Origin of the sequence: Mesorhizobium sp. B2-8-5, assembly GCF_006440675.2 — a bacterium.
Classification (GTDB): Bacteria; Pseudomonadota; Alphaproteobacteria; order Rhizobiales; family Rhizobiaceae; genus Mesorhizobium.
Window position 1 is genome coordinate 1094159 of sequence record NZ_CP083951.1, and the last position, 15240, is coordinate 1109398.

Genomic DNA, 15240 nt, shown 5'->3' on the forward strand with positions numbered 1-15240 from the left:
CAGTAGGCAGTAGGCAGTAGGCAGTAGGCAGTAGGCAGTAGGCAGTAGGCAGTAGGCAGTAGGCAGTAGGGCTCTCTTTCTATTGCCTACTGCCTAATCCCTACTGCTCTTTCCCGGTTTCTGCCAGCCCGTGCCGAGCAGGCCGATCTCGCGAAGCTCCCGGTCCATCGCCTTTGCCACATCCCGGCGCCCGGCGCCGATGTCGCGCAACTGGCTGCTGGAGAGGTCTTCGACTGACTCGTGGGGCAGTCGGGCGGCGACCCGGGCCTGGCGCAGCCAATCGCGTGCCGAACGCAGCCAAAGGGTTAGGCCGGAGGGGCGTTCCAGGGAGGTGCAGGACTTCAGGGCGATCTCAGACATGGCTCTATCCGTGTTCTCCGGATATCAAATCCGGTTTGATAGTGTTTCGATGAAGCCATCATGCCGGATTGAAAAACAAACGAGAAACGAGTAGTTCTTTTTCGATTATCAAGTTTTATTTGGAGATCTCATGTCCAAGCTGCTGCCGGGAACGCGTGCGCTGCGGACGTTCGAAGCGGCCGCCAGGCATCTCAACTTCACCCGCGCCGCCGACGAGCTCGGCCTGACCCCGGCGGCGGTCAGCCACCAGATCAAGGAAATCGAGGATCAGCTCGACCTTGTGCTGTTCACGCGCACCAGCCGCACCATCCGGCTGACCGAGGCAGGCAGCGTGCTGCTGGAGGCCTCGGTCGATGCGCTCGACCTGTTGAACCGCGCCGTCAGCCGCGCCCGCAAGATGACGCGCGGCACGGCGCTGCTGAAGGTGACGCTCGACGCGCAGTTCGCGACGAAATGGCTGATGCGGCGGGTCGACGATTTCCGCAAGCAGAAGCCGGGCGTCGAGCTGCGTTTCGACATCACCTACGATGTACGGGATTTCGACCTTGACGACGTCGATGTCGGCATCCGCTTCGGCACCGGCAGATATCCGGGGCTCACCGCGCACCGGCTGTTCGAAAACATCATCATCCCGGTGTGCAGCCCGGCACTCCTTGCCTCGGGTCCGCCGCTGAAGGAGCCGCGCGATCTCTTCAACCATACGCTTGCGCATATCGAATGGTCGCGGCAGGGCGTGACATGGCCGAACTGGCGCATGTGGATGCAGGCGGCCGGCGTCGACGATTTCGACGACAGCCGCACGCTGGTGTTCAGGTCCTCGACGGATGCCACGCAGGCGGCGCTCGACGGCAACGCGGTGGCGCTGGCCGATTTCGCCATGGTGGCAAACGACCTTTCGCAAGGGCGGCTGGTGCGCCCTTTCGAGCTCGGCATCAAGGTCGCGCCGGACTTCGCCTATTTCCTGGTCTACCCCGAGGCCGCGAAGGACGACGCGCGCATCGCCGCCTTCCGCGAATGGCTTACCGAGGAAGCGGCGAGGACGCCGACATAGACTATTATGGTCAGCCCGCGGGGGCGGCGGGTGCGCCGAACCAGCCGATGACGGCGCCGATGATCAACATCACGCCCAGCCAGTGGCCGGCATCGATCAGTGTCAGGGCCCAGCCGAAGCCCTCGTAGCGGTGGTTGACGGTGAGCGTGGTGGCGATGAAGCCGAGCCAGAGCACGAAGCCGAACAGCAGTCCCGCGATCGGGTTGGGCTCGCCGCCGGTTATCGCGCCCACCACCAGTGTCAGGACAAGCGCCATGATAAGCTCGGCGACGAAGCTGACGATGAAGGGAACGGCCGAGCGTTTCATGGTCGCGGGGTCGAGCTTGGCCGCCTTCAGCCAGGGCTTGCTCAAGCCCATGTACCAGGCGGCGCCGAACAACCATGCCACGACAGCGGCGGCGATCACCGCCAGCCAGTTCACGACCGAAAAATCCATGCTTTCCCCTCCAAGTCGATAGCGATGGAACGCTTGTTCGGCCATTCCGTCAAGCAAGGCGCCAGACAGTCGTGCGCTTGACCTCGGCGTCCTCCAGCACGCGCGTCACAGGAACCTGGTAAACGGCCAGCGATTCCAACCCGATGCTGGGGAGATAGGCGCGACCCGGATCGCCGACGAGGATCTCGGCGCCGCGCGCGTTCAGGGATTTGAACCAGGGCAGCAAGCTGTCGGCGAAAGCCTTGTCGTAGAAGACGTCGCCGGCAAGCACGACGTCCCAGCCATCGTCGGAGCCGACACAATTCGTACCGAGGATTTGCGCTTCGACGGCGTTGGCTTCGAGGTTGAGCGCGATCGCCGTCTCGCAAAACGGATCGATGTCGGCGGCGATCACCTTTGCCGCGCCGGCTTTCGCCGCCGCGATGGCAACGAGGCCGGAACCGGAAGCGAAGTCGAGCACCCGTTTGCCGCGCACGGTTCCGGGATGGTCGAGCACATAGCGGGCGAGACCCTGGCCGCCGGCCCAGGCAAAGGCCCAGAAAGGCGGCGGCAGGCCGATCTCGGCCAGCTCCTCTTCGGTGCGCAGCCACAGATCATGCGCCTCGTCGGCGAGGTGCAAAAGCACTTCCGGCACATGCGGCGGCGCCATCAGCGCCGTGTTGTCGAGGATGAATTTTTTCGCGCTCTTCGGTGTGAGCTTCGTCACGGCGCCGGGTTGAGTTCGGCCATGCGGCAGACCTCTTTCCATTCGGCCAGCGTCACCGGCTGAACGGAAAGCCGGCCGAGCCGAACCAGCGCCATCTCGGCGAGCTTGGGATTGGCCTTGACCTGTTCCAGCGTCACCGGCTTCGGCACGTCCTTGTAAGCGCGGATGTCGACGCATTCCCAGCGCGGATCGTCCGTCGTGGTGTCGGGATGGGCCAGCGCGCAGACCTCGGCGATGCCGACGATGTCGAGCCCCTCATTGGAATGATAGAAGAAGCCGAGATCGCCGATCTGCATCGCCTTCATGTTGTTACGGGCGGCGTAGTTGCGCACGCCGTCCCACTGCGTGCCGGCCTTGCCCTTGGCCTTCAGCGCATCGAAGGAAAAGACCGAGGGTTCGGACTTGAACAGCCAGTAGTTCATATCGTTTGTCCCATCGCTTTGTCGCACCGCCACGCATGGCGTTCCCGTCTATGCTTACTCTCTCGCCATCGCTGCGGCGAGAGCAGCGAAGGATCATGCGCCGGCGGGCTTCTGGAAGACCCAGTTCCACGGACGGATCTGGACGCTTTCGAACAGGCCGGCCTTGGCGTAAGGATCGGCGGCGGCCAACGCTTGGGCATCAGCCATGTCCGGCGCCTCGATCATCACCAGGCTGCCGTCCGGCTTGCCGTCGGCGTCGAGGAAGGGGCCGGCAAAGGCAAGCCTGCCTTCGCTGATCAAGCCTTCCAGGAACGCCGCGTGCGCCGGCCGCGTATCGACACGCAGCTGCAGGCTGCCGGGCTTGTCCTTGCAAATCAACGCAAACAGCATTTTTCAACTCCGATGGGTTCAGATGTCGGTTTCGGTTTTGAGCGGGCGTGTCATCAGCGCGGTCACGGCTTGGCCGATGGTTATCTTACCGTCGAGGATGGCGGCGACGGCGGAGATGATCGGGGCCTCGATGCCGCGCTCGGCGGCGATTCGGGCGGCAATGCCGGCCGTCGGCACGCCTTCGGCCAGCGGCAGGCCGGCAAGCGGCTTGCCCTGGCCCAGCGCCAGGCCATAGGCAAAGTTGCGCGACTGCGATGACGAACAGGTGAGCAAGAGGTCGCCCAGGCCGGAAAGCCCCATCAGCGTTTCCGGCCTGGCACCGAAAGCGGCGCCGATGCGGCGCAATTCGACGAAGCCGCGCGTCACCATGGCGGCTTGGGCGCTGGCCCCAAGCCCGGCGCCGGTGACGGCGCCGGCGGCGATGGCAAAGACATTCTTCAGCGCGCCGCCGATCTCGACGCCGATCAGGTCGTCGCTGGAATAGCAGCGCAGGTTCTCCGCCGAGAAGCGCGCGGCGAGCTCCGCTGCAAGATCGCCTTCGCGAGCGGCAACCACGACTGCCGTCGGCAGGCCGCGCGCGACATCGCTGGCGAAGCTCGGACCGGACAGTGCCGCGACCGGATTGCCCGGCAGGCTTTCAGCGACGATCGCCGACAGCAGCGCGCCGGTGTCGCGCTCGATGCCCTTGGCGCAAAGCACCAGCGGCACGCCTGCGGGGACGTGGTTGCGTGCATCGGCCAGAACCGCGCGCAGCGACTGCGCCGGCGTCACGGCGAGCACGCAGTCGGCGCCGTCAAGCGCCGCGGCAATGTCGCTGGTGGCCGTGATGCCAGGCTCGATCCTGATGCCAGGCAGGTAGCGCGGGTTCTCGCCGCGCGCGATGGCGGCAACGGTTTCGGCGTCGCGCGCATAGAGCCGGACATCATGGCCGGCGCGCAGCATGGCCAGCGCCAGCGCCGTGCCCCAGGCGCCGCCGCCCAGCACCGAGACGCGCCAGCCGCTGGTGCTTTTCTTGGTCATGCCTTGGCCCCGCGCCGGCCCGAGCCGACCAGGGGTGCCGAAACACTGTCGAGCGGCCAGCGCGAGCGCGGCACGAAATCGGCGGTGTTTTCGTCGGCGATGCCGGCGCGCAGCCGCTCGATGCCGGCCCAGGCGATCATCGCCGCATTGTCGGTGCAGAGCTTTTGCGGCGGCGCGACGAAGGCGAAGCCGGCTTGCGAACAAAGCGCTTCAAGCGTTGCCTTGATGGTGCGGTTGGCGGCGACGCCGCCGGCGACGACCAGCGCCGGCTTCGCCTGGCCGGGGAATTCCTGGCGGAAGCGGGCAAGCGCGCGCGCCACACGGTCGCCCAATGCGTCGGCCACCGCCGCCTGGAAAGAGGCGCAGATATCGGCGACGTCCTTGTCGCTGAGCGGCGCGATGGCGGTCGCCGCCTGGCGCACCGCCGTCTTCAGGCCCGAGAAGGAGAAATCAGGCTGCGCAGAACCCTTCATCGGGCGCGGGAAGGCGAAGCGGCGGGGATCACCGTTGGCGGCGGCCTTCTCGACATTCGGCCCGCCGGGATAGGGCAGGCCGAGCATCTTGGCCGTCTTGTCGAAGGCTTCGCCCAACGCATCGTCGATGGTGGTCGCCCAGCGCTGGTAATCGCCGACGCCGCGCACCGCGACGATCTGGGTGTGGCCGCCGGAGACGAGCAGCAGCAGATAGGGGAAGTCGAGACCGTCGGTCAGCCGCGCCGTCAGCGCATGGCCTTCGAGGTGGTTGATGGCGATCAGCGGCTTGTTGGCGGCGGCGGCGATCGCCTTGGCGGTCATCAAGCCGACGATCAGCCCACCGACCAGACCCGGCCCCGCCGTCGCGGCAATCGCGTCGACCTCGTCGAGCGAGACCGACGAGTCGGCAAGTGCTGCCTCGATGATGCCGTCCAGCGCCTCGACATGGGCGCGCGCGGCAATCTCCGGCACGACACCGCCGAAGGCCGCATGCTCCTCGATCTGGCTGAGCACGATGTTGGACAGGATTTCGGGCGCGGAGCCGCCGTCCAGCGCCACCACACTGGCCGCCGTCTCGTCGCAACTCGTCTCAATGCCCAGAACGCGGATCAATTGGTCGCTGTCCACAAAGATTGTGTCGCCGGAGGTCTGTCGATATTCAGGTGATGCCGGCCTGCAAATGGCGGGTTTCTGCGCTTCCGGTGCTCACGTACCCAAAAGTACGCTCCGCTCCGGTTCTCGAAACCCACCGTTTTCGGCTCGGCCTGACCTTGAATCTCGGCAGACCTCGAGTTCACTCGGGGGTTATCACGGACCGCGCGCCATGCAAACTTTGAAAATCGGAACACGCGGCAGCCCGCTGGCGCTCGCCCAGGCGCATGAGACGCGGGCGCGGCTGATGCAGGCGCATGGGCTGCCCGAGCAGGCATTCGAAGTAATGCCGATCTCGACCAGCGGCGACCGCATCCAGGACCGGCCGCTGTCGGAAGCCGGCGGCAAGGGCCTGTTCACCAAGGAAATCGAAGAAGCGCTGCTCGATGGCCGCATCGACATCGCCGTGCATTCGTCGAAGGACATGCCGACGGTGCTGCCCGTCGGATTGGAGCTTACCACTTTCCTGCCGCGCGAGGACGCGCGCGACGCCTTCATCGGCAAGAGGGTGAAGCGGATCGCCGACCTGCCGCATGGCGCGATCGTCGGATCGTCATCGCTTCGCCGCCAGGCGCTGCTTCGCCGGATGCGGCCGGATTTCGAGGTGGTGATGTTCCGCGGCAATGTGCAGACGCGGCTGCGCAAGCTGGACGAAGGCGTCGCCGAGGGCACCATCCTCGCCTATGCCGGGCTGAAGCGGCTCGGGCTCGAACATGTCGTCACCGACCTGATGCCGCTGGAGGCTTTCCCGCCGGCGCCGGGGCAAGGCGCGATCGGCATCGAAACCCGTATCGGCGACCGCGACGTCGAGAGAATGCTGGCGGCGATCCATCACGTGCCGACCGGCCAGGCGCTGGCCTGCGAGCGCGCCTTCCTCGCCGCGCTCGACGGCTCGTGCCGCACGCCGATCGCCGGTCATGCGACGGTCTCGGGCGAGAAACTGTCCTTCGCCGGGCTGATCATCTCGCCCGACGGCACGGAATCGCATGAGGTCCGGCTGGACGGCGAGGCCGCGGACGCGGCGGAGATCGGCCTGGACGCCGCGCGGACGGTTCGCGCCAGGGCCGGTGCTAAATTCTTCGACGGCTGGGCCTGACATGGTCCGCGTCCTGGTGACGAGGCCGGAGCCCGGCGCGTCGCGCACGGGACGACGCCTCGAAACCTTGGGATTCCGGCCGATCCTGCTGCCATTGACCGAGACGAGGACATTGCCGGCCGAGGCGACCGTCGGCGCCGAGAGCGTCGCGGTCGCCGTCACCAGCGCCAATGCGGTGCGGCATGCGCCCGGGGCGCTGATCGCGGCGCTTGCGAGCCTGCCTTGCCACGCGGTTGGCAAAAGGACGGCCGAAGCCTGCCGCGCGGCGGGGTTCCTCTCCGTCACGGAAGGTCCGGGTGACGCCGAAGCGCTGGCCGACGCCATCGCCGGCGGCCTTGCCGGCAAGGCAATCGTTTATCTGTGCGGCCGCGTCCGCTTCCCGGTATTCGAGCGGCGGCTGGCGGCGGCGGCAGTGCATGTCCAGGCGATCGAGACCTACGACACGACAGGTGTCGACTATGGCGATGCCGACGTGGTCGCCCGCCTGTCGCGCCAGCCGGTCGAGGCGGCGCTGCTCTATTCGGCCAAGGCCAGTGCCGCGCTGGTCGACCTGGCAACGCGGCCAGCCCTGCGGCATCTCTTTGGAAAAACAGAATTTTTAGCGCTTTCGGCGCGTGTCGCCGAGCCGCTGCAGGGGATCGTCCGTCAACCGATCCGCATCGCATCCAAGCCCGAGGAAGATGCGCTGCTGGCGCTTTTGTCGCTGCCCGGCTGAGCCACGTCATCACACCGCCCCCTTTTCACCGCTTGGTGATGTGCTAGAGCATCCTGACGCTCTGGACCCATTGATCCATCCTCAAGCCATTTTGCGGAGCCCAAGCATGGTCAAGACGCCGAAGATGCGACATTCGAAGACCCGGCGCGAGCCGGTGACCATCGAACTCGAGCCCGGCGCCGTCTCGCGAATCACCGACGAGGATGCCGCCAAGGCCGAGGCCGAGGCCGCGCAGACCGACGAGGCGAAGGCGCAAGAGGCCGCCGCCGCTTCGCAGCCGGAGGCGCCGGAAGAGCCGATCCATGCCGAGCAGGCCGATATCGAGCCGTGGGAGCATAGCGACGCCGCGCAGGCGGCGGCCGACAGGCCCGAGGCCGGCAAGGACGAGCCGGAGGCGCCGTACCCCGGCGGTTCCGATGCGTCGAAGAGCCAGTCCAAGGGCTTCGAGTATAATTTTGAGGACGCCTCCGCGCCCGGCGCCGGCGCATCCACAGAGAAGCCAAGCGAGACACGGAGCGAGGATCGCGTGCCGCAGCCTTCGCGCAAAACCGGCGTCAACGCCATCGCCGCGGGCGTCATCGGCGGCGTGATCGCGCTTGCCGGCGCCGGCCTGCTGCAGGCGGTCGGCATGCTTGGCGCGCCAGGCTCGGGCGGCGGATCCCTCGATGGCGTCAATGGCGAGATCGCTTCGCTGAAGAGCGAGATCGCGGCGCTGAAGGAAAGCGGCGACACGGGTGCGTCGGCCAAGGTCGACGGCCTTTCGTCGGCGCTCGACCAGGTCAAGGCCGATGTAGCGACGCTGAAATCCTCGGCCGGACAGAGCGGCGACGGCGCCGCGCTCAAGGCGCTCGGCGACAAGGTCGGCCAGATCGAGACGGCTGTCGCCGGCCTGCAGAAGAACGGCAGCGTGGCGCCCGTCGATCTCGGGCCGCTCAACGAGAAGATCGCCGGGCTCGACGCGCTGGTGAAATCGACCGGCGACGCGGCCAAGGCCGAGGACGGCCGGGTCGCGGCGCTGGAACAGTCCGTGTCGCAGCTTTCCGGCAAGGTCGAGGCGCAGGCCTCGCAGCCCAAGATCGCGCTGGCGATCGCGGCCTCGGCGCTGAAGTCGGCGCTCGATCGCGGCGCGCCATTCGCGACCGAGCTCGATACGTTCGCGGCGATCGCGCCGGATGCGCCGGAGCTCGCGGCGCTGCGCTCCTATGCCGAAAAGGGCGTGCCGACCCGCGCCACCATCGCTTCGGAGGCCGATGCGGCCGCCAATGCCATGGTCGAGGCGGCGACACCGGTCGACCAGAATGCCGGCTTCTTCCAGAGCCTGGTGTCGAGCGCGGAATCGCTGGTCAAGGTACGGCCGGTGGGGACTATCGAAGGCAAGGGCGCGCCGGAAACCGTGGCCCGCATGGAAGTGGCGGTCAACCAGGGCGACTACGCCAAGGCGCTCGGCGAATACGATACGCTGCCCGACGCGGCGAAAGCGGCCGGCGCCGATTTTGCTGGCAAACTGAAGGCGCGGCTGGACGTCGAAAAGCAGCTCGAAGCGCTGATTGCCGGCGCGACGAAGACGTGAGGACGACAAGATGATCCGCCTCCTCGTCTTCCTCGCCGTCGTCTTCGCGCTGGGACTGGGCTTCGCCTGGCTGGCCGACCGCCCGGGCGACATGATCGTTACCTTCAACGGCTACCAGTACCAGATCACGCTGATGGTGGCGGCGGTGGCGATCGTCGCCGTGGTCGCCGCGGTGATGATCGTCTGGTGGCTGATCAAGTCGCTGTGGAACAGCCCCTACACGATCTCGCGCTATTTCCGGGTGCGCCGCCGCGACCGCGGCTACCAGGCGCTGTCGACGGGCATGATCGCCGCCGGCGCCGGCGACGGCGCGCTGGCGCGCAAGAAGACCAAGGAGGCGGTGAAGCTGATCAACTCGGATCAGGAGCCGCTGATCAATCTGCTCGACGCCCAGGCCTCGCTGCTCGAAGGCGACCATAAAGGCGCGCGGGAAAAGTTCGAGCGCATGCTCGACGATCCCGAGATGCGGCTGCTCGGCCTGCGCGGGCTCTATCTCGAGGCCGAGCGCCTCGGCGACCGCAATGCCGCGCGCCACTATGCTGGCCGTGCGGCGGCGGTTGCGCCGCAGCTTGCCTGGGCGGCGGAATCGACGCTCGAGGAGCTGACCGAACGCGGCGACTGGGACGGCGCGCTGAAGCTGGTCGAGGCGCAGAAATCGACAAGGCAGATCGAGCGCGACGCGGCCAACCGCCGCCGCGCCGTGCTGCTCACCGCCAAGGCGCAGGCGCTGGTCGACAGCGACCCGAACGCGGCCCGCACCGCGGCGCTCGAAGCCAACAAGCTGGCGCCGGATTTCGCGCCGGCGGCAGTGATCGCCGCCGATCTGGTTATCCGGCAAAACGACGTGCGCAAGGGCTCCAAGATACTGGAGGCCGCGTGGAAGGCTGAGCCGCATCCGGATATCGCCGAGCTCTACACCCATGCCAGGCCGGGCGATGCCGTGCTCGACCGCCTCAACCGGGCGAAGAAACTGCAGGAATTGAAGAAGAATCACGCCGAGTCGTCCATGACCGTGGCGCGGGCGGCGCTCGACGCGCAGGATTTCGCCACCGCGCGGCGCGAGGCGGAGGCCGCGATCCGCATGGATCGCCGCGAGGGCGCCTATCTGCTGCTCGCCGATATCGAGGAAGCCGAGACCGGCGACCAGGGCAAGGTGCGGCAGCTGCTGTCGAAGGCTGTGCGCGCCCCGCGCGATCCGGCCTGGGTGGCGGACGGCGTCATCTCCGAGCGCTGGGCGCCGGTGTCGCCGGTCACCGGCAAGCTCGACGCCTTCACCTGGCGCGCGCCGATGGAACGGCTTGGCCAGCTGATCGACAGCGAGACGGACGTTGCGGTGCCGGCGATCACCGCTGCGCAGCCCGCCGCACCCGCTGAAAAGGCGATCGATATTGTTGCCGACGCGCCCGCCCAGAAGCCGGTGCCGGCGAATGGCGGCGAGAGGGACGCGGCCGTTGCGGAAGCCGTCAGCGAAGCTGAAACCACCGGACGGGGTTCGGAATTACCGCCTTTGCCGGACGATCCGGGTGTCGCGCCGGAAGAAGAAGCGGATAAATCGCCGCGCCGGTTTCGTTTGTTCTGAGGTCGGGTTTTGGTGGGCAGGGAAAAGGTGTCGATGTTCGAGCGTGTGTTGTCCTTCCTGAGAGATCTGCCGGCTGCCGGCCATGCCAGGCCGAGCGCCGACGATCCGCGCGTCGCGGCCTCGGCGCTGCTCTACCATGTGATGAACGCCGACGGCGTGCGCCAGGACGTCGAATGGGAGCGGTTCAAGGAGATCCTGGGCGAGACCTATTCGGTGAGCGGCGAGGAGCTCGACGCGCTGGCCGCGGCCGGCGAGCGCGCCGACAATGAGGCGATAGACCTCTACGCCTTCACCAGCGTGCTCAAGCGCGATCTCGACGCCGAGGCGCGCAAGGCCTTCATCGGCCTGATGTGGGAAATCGTCTATGCCGACGGCGAGCTGCACGAGCTCGAGGACAACACGGTCTGGCGGGTCGCCGAGCTGATCGGCGTCGAGCGCCATGACCGCATCGAGGCGCGCCAAAAAGCGGCGGCCGAGGCGCCCGGCGCGCGGGGCAAATCGAGCGACGAATAACAGGACCCTTCGCCTTCCATGCCATCAAGACCGAGGCCGAGACCAAGAATCCTGATCGTGCTGCATCAGGAGAATTCGAGCCCCGGCCGCGTCGGCCACATGCTCCTGGAAGAAGGCTTCGATCTCGACATCCGCAGGCCGCCGCTCGGCGACGGGCTGCCCAGCACGCTGGACGATCATGCCGGCGCTGTGGTGTTCGGCGGGCCGATGAGCGCCAATGACGAGGACGAGTTCGTCCGCCGCGAGACCGACTGGCTGGAAATCCCGCTCAAGGAGAACCGGCCGTTCCTCGGCATATGCCTCGGCGCGCAGATGCTCGCCAACCATCTCGGCGGCAAGGTCGAGGGCCATGGCGAGGGCCTGGTCGAGATCGGCTGGTATCCGCTGAAGGCGACCGACGCCGGCAAGAAACTGCTGCACTGGCCGGAGATGGTCTACCAGTTCCACCGCGAAGGCTTTTCGCTGCCCAGGGAAGCGACGCTGCTGGCGACAGCGGAGACCTATCCCAACCAGGCTTTCCGCTATGGCGAGAATGCCTGGGGCATCCAGTTCCATGGCGAGCTGACCCGGGTGATGATGCAGCGCTGGGTGGTGCGCGGCGCGCATCGCTTCGAGCTGCCCGGCGCGCAGCCCGGCCGCGACCATCTCGGCGGCAGGCTGATCTGGGACATGCATCTCAAGCGCTGGCTGAGCGAGTTTTTGGCGCTGATTTTTGGTAGGCCGGCCGCGGGGTAGAGCAAAACCGATTGCCCTGAACGGTCGAGCTTGACCCGAAGACGACTTACGCCTGCCGAGGCGCGCGCCTATCTGCTCGTTGCCTGCGAATCCCGAGCGGAAGGCAGGCTGGCCTCGAGGAAGCGGTGCCAGGCGCCGCCGAGAACCAGCGCGGTTTCGGCCTCACCGAATCCGGCCGGGAGAAGACCTTCCGACAGCTTCGCAAAATCGAGGTTCGATCTGAACCAGGATGGCTGACCCGGAAAGCTCGCGGTCGCCTGGATCTCGCGGGTCCAGCGGCCTTCGCGCATCCAGCGCACGACGCTGTCGGGCTGGTCCTGGCAGAGATCCGAGCCGATGCCGAGATGATCCGCCCCCATGATCCCGGCCGCTTCGGCAGCCATCTTTCCGAACTGCTCCAGCGTGGTGTCCGAGCCGTTCGGGAGGTGCAGCGGATAGAGCGAAAGGCCGAGCAGCCCCTCCTTTGCGCGCAATGCCTGCAATAGGGCCCTGGAGACATTACGGTTGCTGTCGCGCAGCCAGCGCGGATTGGCGTGGCTGATGACCACCGGCCGCTCCGAGAGCGCGATCGTTTCCAGCGCGGTTCGCTCGCCCGCATGCGACAGATCGATAATCATGCCGAGCCGGTTCATCTCGGCGATGGCCTCGCGCCCCATCCGCGTCACACCGCTGTCCTCCTTCTCCATCCAGCCGCAGCCGAGCAGCGACTGGTTGTTGTAGGTGAGCTGCATGAAGCGGATGCCGAGATCGAAAAGCATCTCGATCAAGCCGATGTCGTCCTCGATCGGCATCGGGTTCTGCAGGCCAAGCAGGATCGCCGTCCGGTTCGTGGCCCGCGCCCGCTCGATGTCGCCGGCATCGCGCGCCAGAAGGATCAGGTCCTCATTGTCGCGAAGCCAAGTGCGCCAATCGACGAGGTGGCGCACCGTCTCGCGAAAACCTTCGTGATAGCCGACCGTGGCGTGAACCGCGGTCAGCCCTCCCCGGCGCATCTCCTCGAAAATTTCGCGCGACCAGTTGCAGTATTGCAGCCCGTCGATCAGCACTCCCGGCGCGTCGCTGGTCATTCGGCCACGCCCGCGTGGATGTAGGACGTCTTGACCTGCGTGTAGAACTCGACCGCGGCGCGGCCCTGCTCGCGCGGGCCGTAGCTGGAGGCGCGAACGCCGCCGAACGGCACGTGATAGTCGGTGCCGGCGGTGGCCAGGTTGACCATGACGCAGCCCGAGCGCGAGGCGTGGCGAAATTTCGTCGCGCGCGCCAGCGAGCGCGTGGCGATGCCGGCCGTCAGCCCGTAAGGCGTGTCGTTGGCCAGCAGGATCGCCTCGTCGAGATCGTCGGCGGCAATGACGCAGGTTATCGGCGCGAACATCTCCTCCTGGTTGATGCGCATGCGCGAGCGACCGTTGAGGAACACGGCCGGCGCCATGTAGTGGCCCCGATGCGCCAGGTCGAGCGCTTCGCCGCCGGTCACAAGCTCCGCTCCTTCGTTTATGCCGAGGGTCACATAGTCAAGATTGGCCGAGAGCTGCTCGGCGCTGACGACCGGCCCCATCTGGACGCCGGCCGCAAGCGCATGGCCGACCTTCAGAGCTTTGGTTTTCACCAGCAGCTTGTCGACGAAGGCGTCGTGGATCGGCCGATGGACGATCAGGCGGGATGCCGCCGTGCATTTCTGCCCGGTGCCGCCGAAGGCGCCGTTCACGGCAAGGTCGACGGCGCGGTCGAGGTCGGCATCGTCCATGATCACGAACGGATTCTTCGACCCCATTTCGAGCTGCAGCTTCACGAAGCGTGCGGCGGCCAGCGCCGCGATACCGGAACCGACGGCACCGGAGCCGGTGAAGCTCAACCCTTGTATGTCGGCTTTGGCGGCAAGTTCGCGGCCGATCGTCGATCCTGATCCCATGACCAGGCTGAACAGGCCTTTCGGGATCGCCTGCCGGCTGATGATCTCGGTCAGCGCCCAGGCGCTGGCCGGAGTGATGCTGGCCGGCTTCCAGACCACGGCATTGCCGAAGGCGAGCGCCGGCGCGATCTTCCAGGACGCGGTGGCGATGGGGAAATTCCACGGCGAAATGATCGCGACGACGCCGAGCGGTTCGCGCTCGATCAGAACGTCCACGCCAGCCCTGACGGAATCGGCCGAGGAGCCGAGATTGCGCAAGGCTTCAGCCGCGAAATAGGTGAAGAACTGGCCGGCGCGATAGACCTCGCCGACGCCCTCGGGAAGGGTCTTGCCCTCCTCGCGCGAAAGCAGTTCGCCGAGCTCCTTCGAGCGCGCCATCAATTCGCGACCGATGGCGTCGAGAACGGCGGCTCTCGCTTCGAGCCCGGCCGCGGCCCATTCCCGTTGCGCGCTTTGCGCCGCCGCCACGGCGTCATGGACGTCGGACGGCCGCGCCTGGGCGAAGCGCCCGACGATGTCGGTCACGTCGGAGGGATTGACGTCCTCGACCCAGTCGGCGCCGTCGCGCCATTCGCCTGCAACGAAGTTCTGACCGTTCAGCATCTCGTTCGACCTACATCAATTCGGTTGACAACGACCTAACCAATGCTGTGAACTTCAATCAAGCTCAATTTTTGGCACAAATGTTCAGGCAAGCTTAACAGTGACCAAAACCATCAGCCTGACCGGCATGCGCAGCTTCGTCGCGGTCTGCGAGACCGGCGGCGTGCGCGCCGCCGCCGACCAGATCGGCCGTACCCCGTCAGCCGTGTCGATGACCTTGAAGCAACTGGAAGACGATATCGGCGCGCCATTGTTCGAGAGCGAGCGCAAGGGCGCGCTTTCGCCGGTCGGCCGCATCGTGCTCGACGAGGCGCGCGCCATGATCGCGCATTACGACCGCGCCTGTCTGGCGATGACCAGCTATGCGGCGGACCGGCAGGGCCGCTGCGACGTTGCCAGCGTGCCTTCGGTCGCCGTGACCTTGCTGCCGCGCGCGATCGCCCAGCTTCGCGCCGAGGGCAGCCGGTTCGACATCCACGTCCGCGACAGCGATTCCAGCGCCATCGTCGACGCCGTCGAAAACGGCATGGTTGAAGTGGGCCTGTGCGTGCTCGCCACCAGGCGGCCGCAGCTCAGTTTCGAGCCGCTGTTCCACGAGCCGCTCGATTTCGTCTGCCCTGCCGATCATCCGCTGGCAAAATCCAAGCGCCCGCTGAAATGGACGCAGCTCGAGGGCGAGAGCTTCATCCGCAATGGCGCGGCCACGGCGCTGGGGCTTGCCGAGACCGAGGCGCTCGCCGCCGGCTCGAAACTCACCGCGACCAATGTGAGCTCCAACCTGGCGATGGTGGAGGCAGGGCTCGGCGTCACCATCCTGCCCCGGCTCTGCCGCTGGAAAAGCGGCCATGACGTGCGCTTCGTTCCCCTTGCCGACCCGCGCTCGAGCCGGACCGTCGGCTGGATCGCCAAGGAAGGCCGCAACCTGCAGCCGGCGTCGCTGCGGTTCATCGAATGCATTCGCCTACAGACGCAGGCGAGCGAAGGAGAGTTCGGCTATGCGGCGGCATGATT

Annotated in this window: 17 protein-coding genes; 8 read left to right on the forward strand and 9 right to left on the reverse strand. The window is 66.7% G+C overall.

Annotation, left to right across the window (positions count from 1 at the left end; all coding sequences use genetic code 11):
• Positions 1-93 precede the first annotated feature (93 nt).
• The gene (locus FJ430_RS05275; protein WP_140707118.1) at positions 94-360 is read right to left on the reverse strand and encodes a hypothetical protein; all 267 of its coding nucleotides are present in this window, start codon (positions 358-360) and stop codon (positions 94-96) included.
• A gap of 130 nt (positions 361-490) precedes the next feature.
• On the opposite strand from FJ430_RS05275, the gene gcvA reads away from it, so the two are divergent.
• Positions 491-1411 carry a transcriptional regulator GcvA gene (gcvA, locus tag FJ430_RS05280; RefSeq protein ID WP_140658666.1) on the forward strand — a complete coding sequence of 307 codons (921 nt, stop codon included), beginning with the start codon at positions 491-493 and terminating at the stop codon, positions 1409-1411.
• A 10-nt stretch (positions 1412-1421) separates the two neighbouring features.
• On the opposite strand, the gene FJ430_RS05285 is transcribed toward gcvA, so the two are convergent.
• From FJ430_RS05285 to tsaD, 6 genes are all read right to left on the reverse strand, one after another.
• Positions 1422-1847, reverse strand: a complete 426-nt coding sequence (locus FJ430_RS05285) for a DUF1761 domain-containing protein (RefSeq protein ID WP_140646066.1) — start codon at positions 1845-1847, stop codon at positions 1422-1424.
• A gap of 49 nt (positions 1848-1896) precedes the next feature.
• Positions 1897-2595 carry a class I SAM-dependent methyltransferase gene (locus FJ430_RS05290; RefSeq protein WP_181175474.1) on the reverse strand — a complete coding sequence of 233 codons (699 nt, stop codon included), beginning with the start codon at positions 2593-2595 and terminating at the stop codon, positions 1897-1899.
• Entirely contained in the window at positions 2550-2975 is a 426-nt protein-coding gene (locus FJ430_RS05295) for an EVE domain-containing protein (RefSeq protein ID WP_140707113.1), read from the reverse strand. Before FJ430_RS05295 ends, FJ430_RS05290 begins: the two co-directional genes overlap by 46 nt.
• A 93-nt stretch (positions 2976-3068) precedes the next feature.
• The gene (locus FJ430_RS05300) at positions 3069-3365 is read right to left on the reverse strand and encodes a YciI-like protein (protein ID WP_140707111.1); all 297 of its coding nucleotides are present in this window, start codon (positions 3363-3365) and stop codon (positions 3069-3071) included.
• Positions 3366-3383: 18 nt separating this feature from the next.
• Positions 3384-4385: an NAD(P)H-dependent glycerol-3-phosphate dehydrogenase gene (locus FJ430_RS05305; protein ID WP_140707109.1), complete on the reverse strand. Its 1002-nt coding sequence runs from the start codon at positions 4383-4385 to the stop codon at positions 3384-3386.
• Positions 4382-5467: a tRNA (adenosine(37)-N6)-threonylcarbamoyltransferase complex transferase subunit TsaD gene (gene tsaD / locus FJ430_RS05310; RefSeq protein ID WP_181175479.1), complete on the reverse strand. Its 1086-nt coding sequence runs from the start codon at positions 5465-5467 to the stop codon at positions 4382-4384. The genes FJ430_RS05305 and tsaD overlap by 4 nt, the downstream gene beginning before the upstream one ends.
• Before the next feature lie 214 nt (positions 5468-5681).
• On the opposite strand from tsaD, the gene hemC reads away from it, so the two are divergent.
• The 6 genes from hemC to FJ430_RS05340 all read left to right on the forward strand — a co-directional run bounded on the left by hemC (position 5682) and on the right by FJ430_RS05340 (position 11717).
• Positions 5682-6605: a hydroxymethylbilane synthase gene (hemC, locus tag FJ430_RS05315; RefSeq protein ID WP_140707105.1), complete on the forward strand. Its 924-nt coding sequence runs from the start codon at positions 5682-5684 to the stop codon at positions 6603-6605.
• A 1-nt stretch (position 6606) separates the two neighbouring features.
• The gene (locus FJ430_RS05320) at positions 6607-7320 is read left to right on the forward strand and encodes a uroporphyrinogen-III synthase (RefSeq protein ID WP_140707103.1); all 714 of its coding nucleotides are present in this window, start codon (positions 6607-6609) and stop codon (positions 7318-7320) included.
• 106 nt (positions 7321-7426) lie between these two features.
• Positions 7427-8890 carry a COG4223 family protein gene (locus FJ430_RS05325; protein ID WP_140707101.1) on the forward strand — a complete coding sequence of 488 codons (1464 nt, stop codon included), beginning with the start codon at positions 7427-7429 and terminating at the stop codon, positions 8888-8890.
• Between the two features lie 10 nt (positions 8891-8900).
• Complete coding sequence (locus FJ430_RS05330) at positions 8901-10469, forward strand: heme biosynthesis protein HemY (RefSeq protein WP_140707099.1); 1569 nt, start codon at positions 8901-8903, stop codon at positions 10467-10469.
• Positions 10470-10502: 33 nt separating this feature from the next.
• Positions 10503-10982: a TerB family tellurite resistance protein gene (locus FJ430_RS05335; RefSeq protein WP_140707097.1), complete on the forward strand. Its 480-nt coding sequence runs from the start codon at positions 10503-10505 to the stop codon at positions 10980-10982.
• Positions 10983-11000: 18 nt separating this feature from the next.
• Positions 11001-11717 carry a glutamine amidotransferase gene (locus FJ430_RS05340; RefSeq protein ID WP_140707095.1) on the forward strand — a complete coding sequence of 239 codons (717 nt, stop codon included), beginning with the start codon at positions 11001-11003 and terminating at the stop codon, positions 11715-11717.
• 68 nt (positions 11718-11785) lie between these two features.
• Here the strand turns inward: FJ430_RS05340 and FJ430_RS05345 are convergent, their stop codons facing one another.
• Positions 11786-12784: a membrane dipeptidase gene (locus FJ430_RS05345; protein WP_140707093.1), complete on the reverse strand. Its 999-nt coding sequence runs from the start codon at positions 12782-12784 to the stop codon at positions 11786-11788.
• Positions 12781-14229 carry an aldehyde dehydrogenase family protein gene (locus FJ430_RS05350; protein WP_140707091.1) on the reverse strand — a complete coding sequence of 483 codons (1449 nt, stop codon included), beginning with the start codon at positions 14227-14229 and terminating at the stop codon, positions 12781-12783. The genes FJ430_RS05345 and FJ430_RS05350 overlap by 4 nt, the downstream gene beginning before the upstream one ends.
• A gap of 100 nt (positions 14230-14329) precedes the next feature.
• Between FJ430_RS05350 and FJ430_RS05355 the strand changes: the two genes are divergently transcribed.
• Positions 14330-15238, forward strand: coding sequence for a LysR family transcriptional regulator (locus FJ430_RS05355; RefSeq protein ID WP_140707089.1), 909 nt, complete (start codon positions 14330-14332; stop codon positions 15236-15238).
• Positions 15239-15240 lie beyond the last annotated feature (2 nt).

Bases quoted from the DNA above. Each gene is read 5' to 3' on its own strand.
- FJ430_RS05330 (WP_140707099.1), top strand. From the start codon at position 8,901: ATGATCCGCCTCCTCGTCTTCCTCGCCGTCGTCTTCGCGCTGGGACTG.
- FJ430_RS05290 (WP_181175474.1), bottom strand. From the start codon at position 2,595: ATGGAAAGAGGTCTGCCGCATGGCCGAACTCAACCCGGCGCCGTGACG.
- FJ430_RS05325 (WP_140707101.1), top strand. From the start codon at position 7,427: ATGGTCAAGACGCCGAAGATGCGACATTCGAAGACCCGGCGCGAGCCG.
- FJ430_RS05300 (WP_140707111.1), bottom strand. From the start codon at position 3,365: ATGCTGTTTGCGTTGATTTGCAAGGACAAGCCCGGCAGCCTGCAGCTG.
- FJ430_RS05345 (WP_140707093.1), bottom strand. From the start codon at position 12,784: ATGACCAGCGACGCGCCGGGAGTGCTGATCGACGGGCTGCAATACTGC.
- FJ430_RS05295 (WP_140707113.1), bottom strand. From the start codon at position 2,975: ATGAACTACTGGCTGTTCAAGTCCGAACCCTCGGTCTTTTCCTTCGAT.
- FJ430_RS05340 (WP_140707095.1), top strand. From the start codon at position 11,001: ATGCCATCAAGACCGAGGCCGAGACCAAGAATCCTGATCGTGCTGCAT.
- hemC (WP_140707105.1), top strand. From the start codon at position 5,682: ATGCAAACTTTGAAAATCGGAACACGCGGCAGCCCGCTGGCGCTCGCC.
- FJ430_RS05335 (WP_140707097.1), top strand. From the start codon at position 10,503: ATGTTCGAGCGTGTGTTGTCCTTCCTGAGAGATCTGCCGGCTGCCGGC.
- FJ430_RS05320 (WP_140707103.1), top strand. From the start codon at position 6,607: ATGGTCCGCGTCCTGGTGACGAGGCCGGAGCCCGGCGCGTCGCGCACG.
- FJ430_RS05305 (WP_140707109.1), bottom strand. From the start codon at position 4,385: ATGACCAAGAAAAGCACCAGCGGCTGGCGCGTCTCGGTGCTGGGCGGC.
- gcvA (WP_140658666.1), top strand. From the start codon at position 491: ATGTCCAAGCTGCTGCCGGGAACGCGTGCGCTGCGGACGTTCGAAGCG.
- FJ430_RS05275 (WP_140707118.1), bottom strand. From the start codon at position 360: ATGTCTGAGATCGCCCTGAAGTCCTGCACCTCCCTGGAACGCCCCTCC.
- FJ430_RS05285 (WP_140646066.1), bottom strand. From the start codon at position 1,847: ATGGATTTTTCGGTCGTGAACTGGCTGGCGGTGATCGCCGCCGCTGTC.
- FJ430_RS05350 (WP_140707091.1), bottom strand. From the start codon at position 14,229: ATGCTGAACGGTCAGAACTTCGTTGCAGGCGAATGGCGCGACGGCGCC.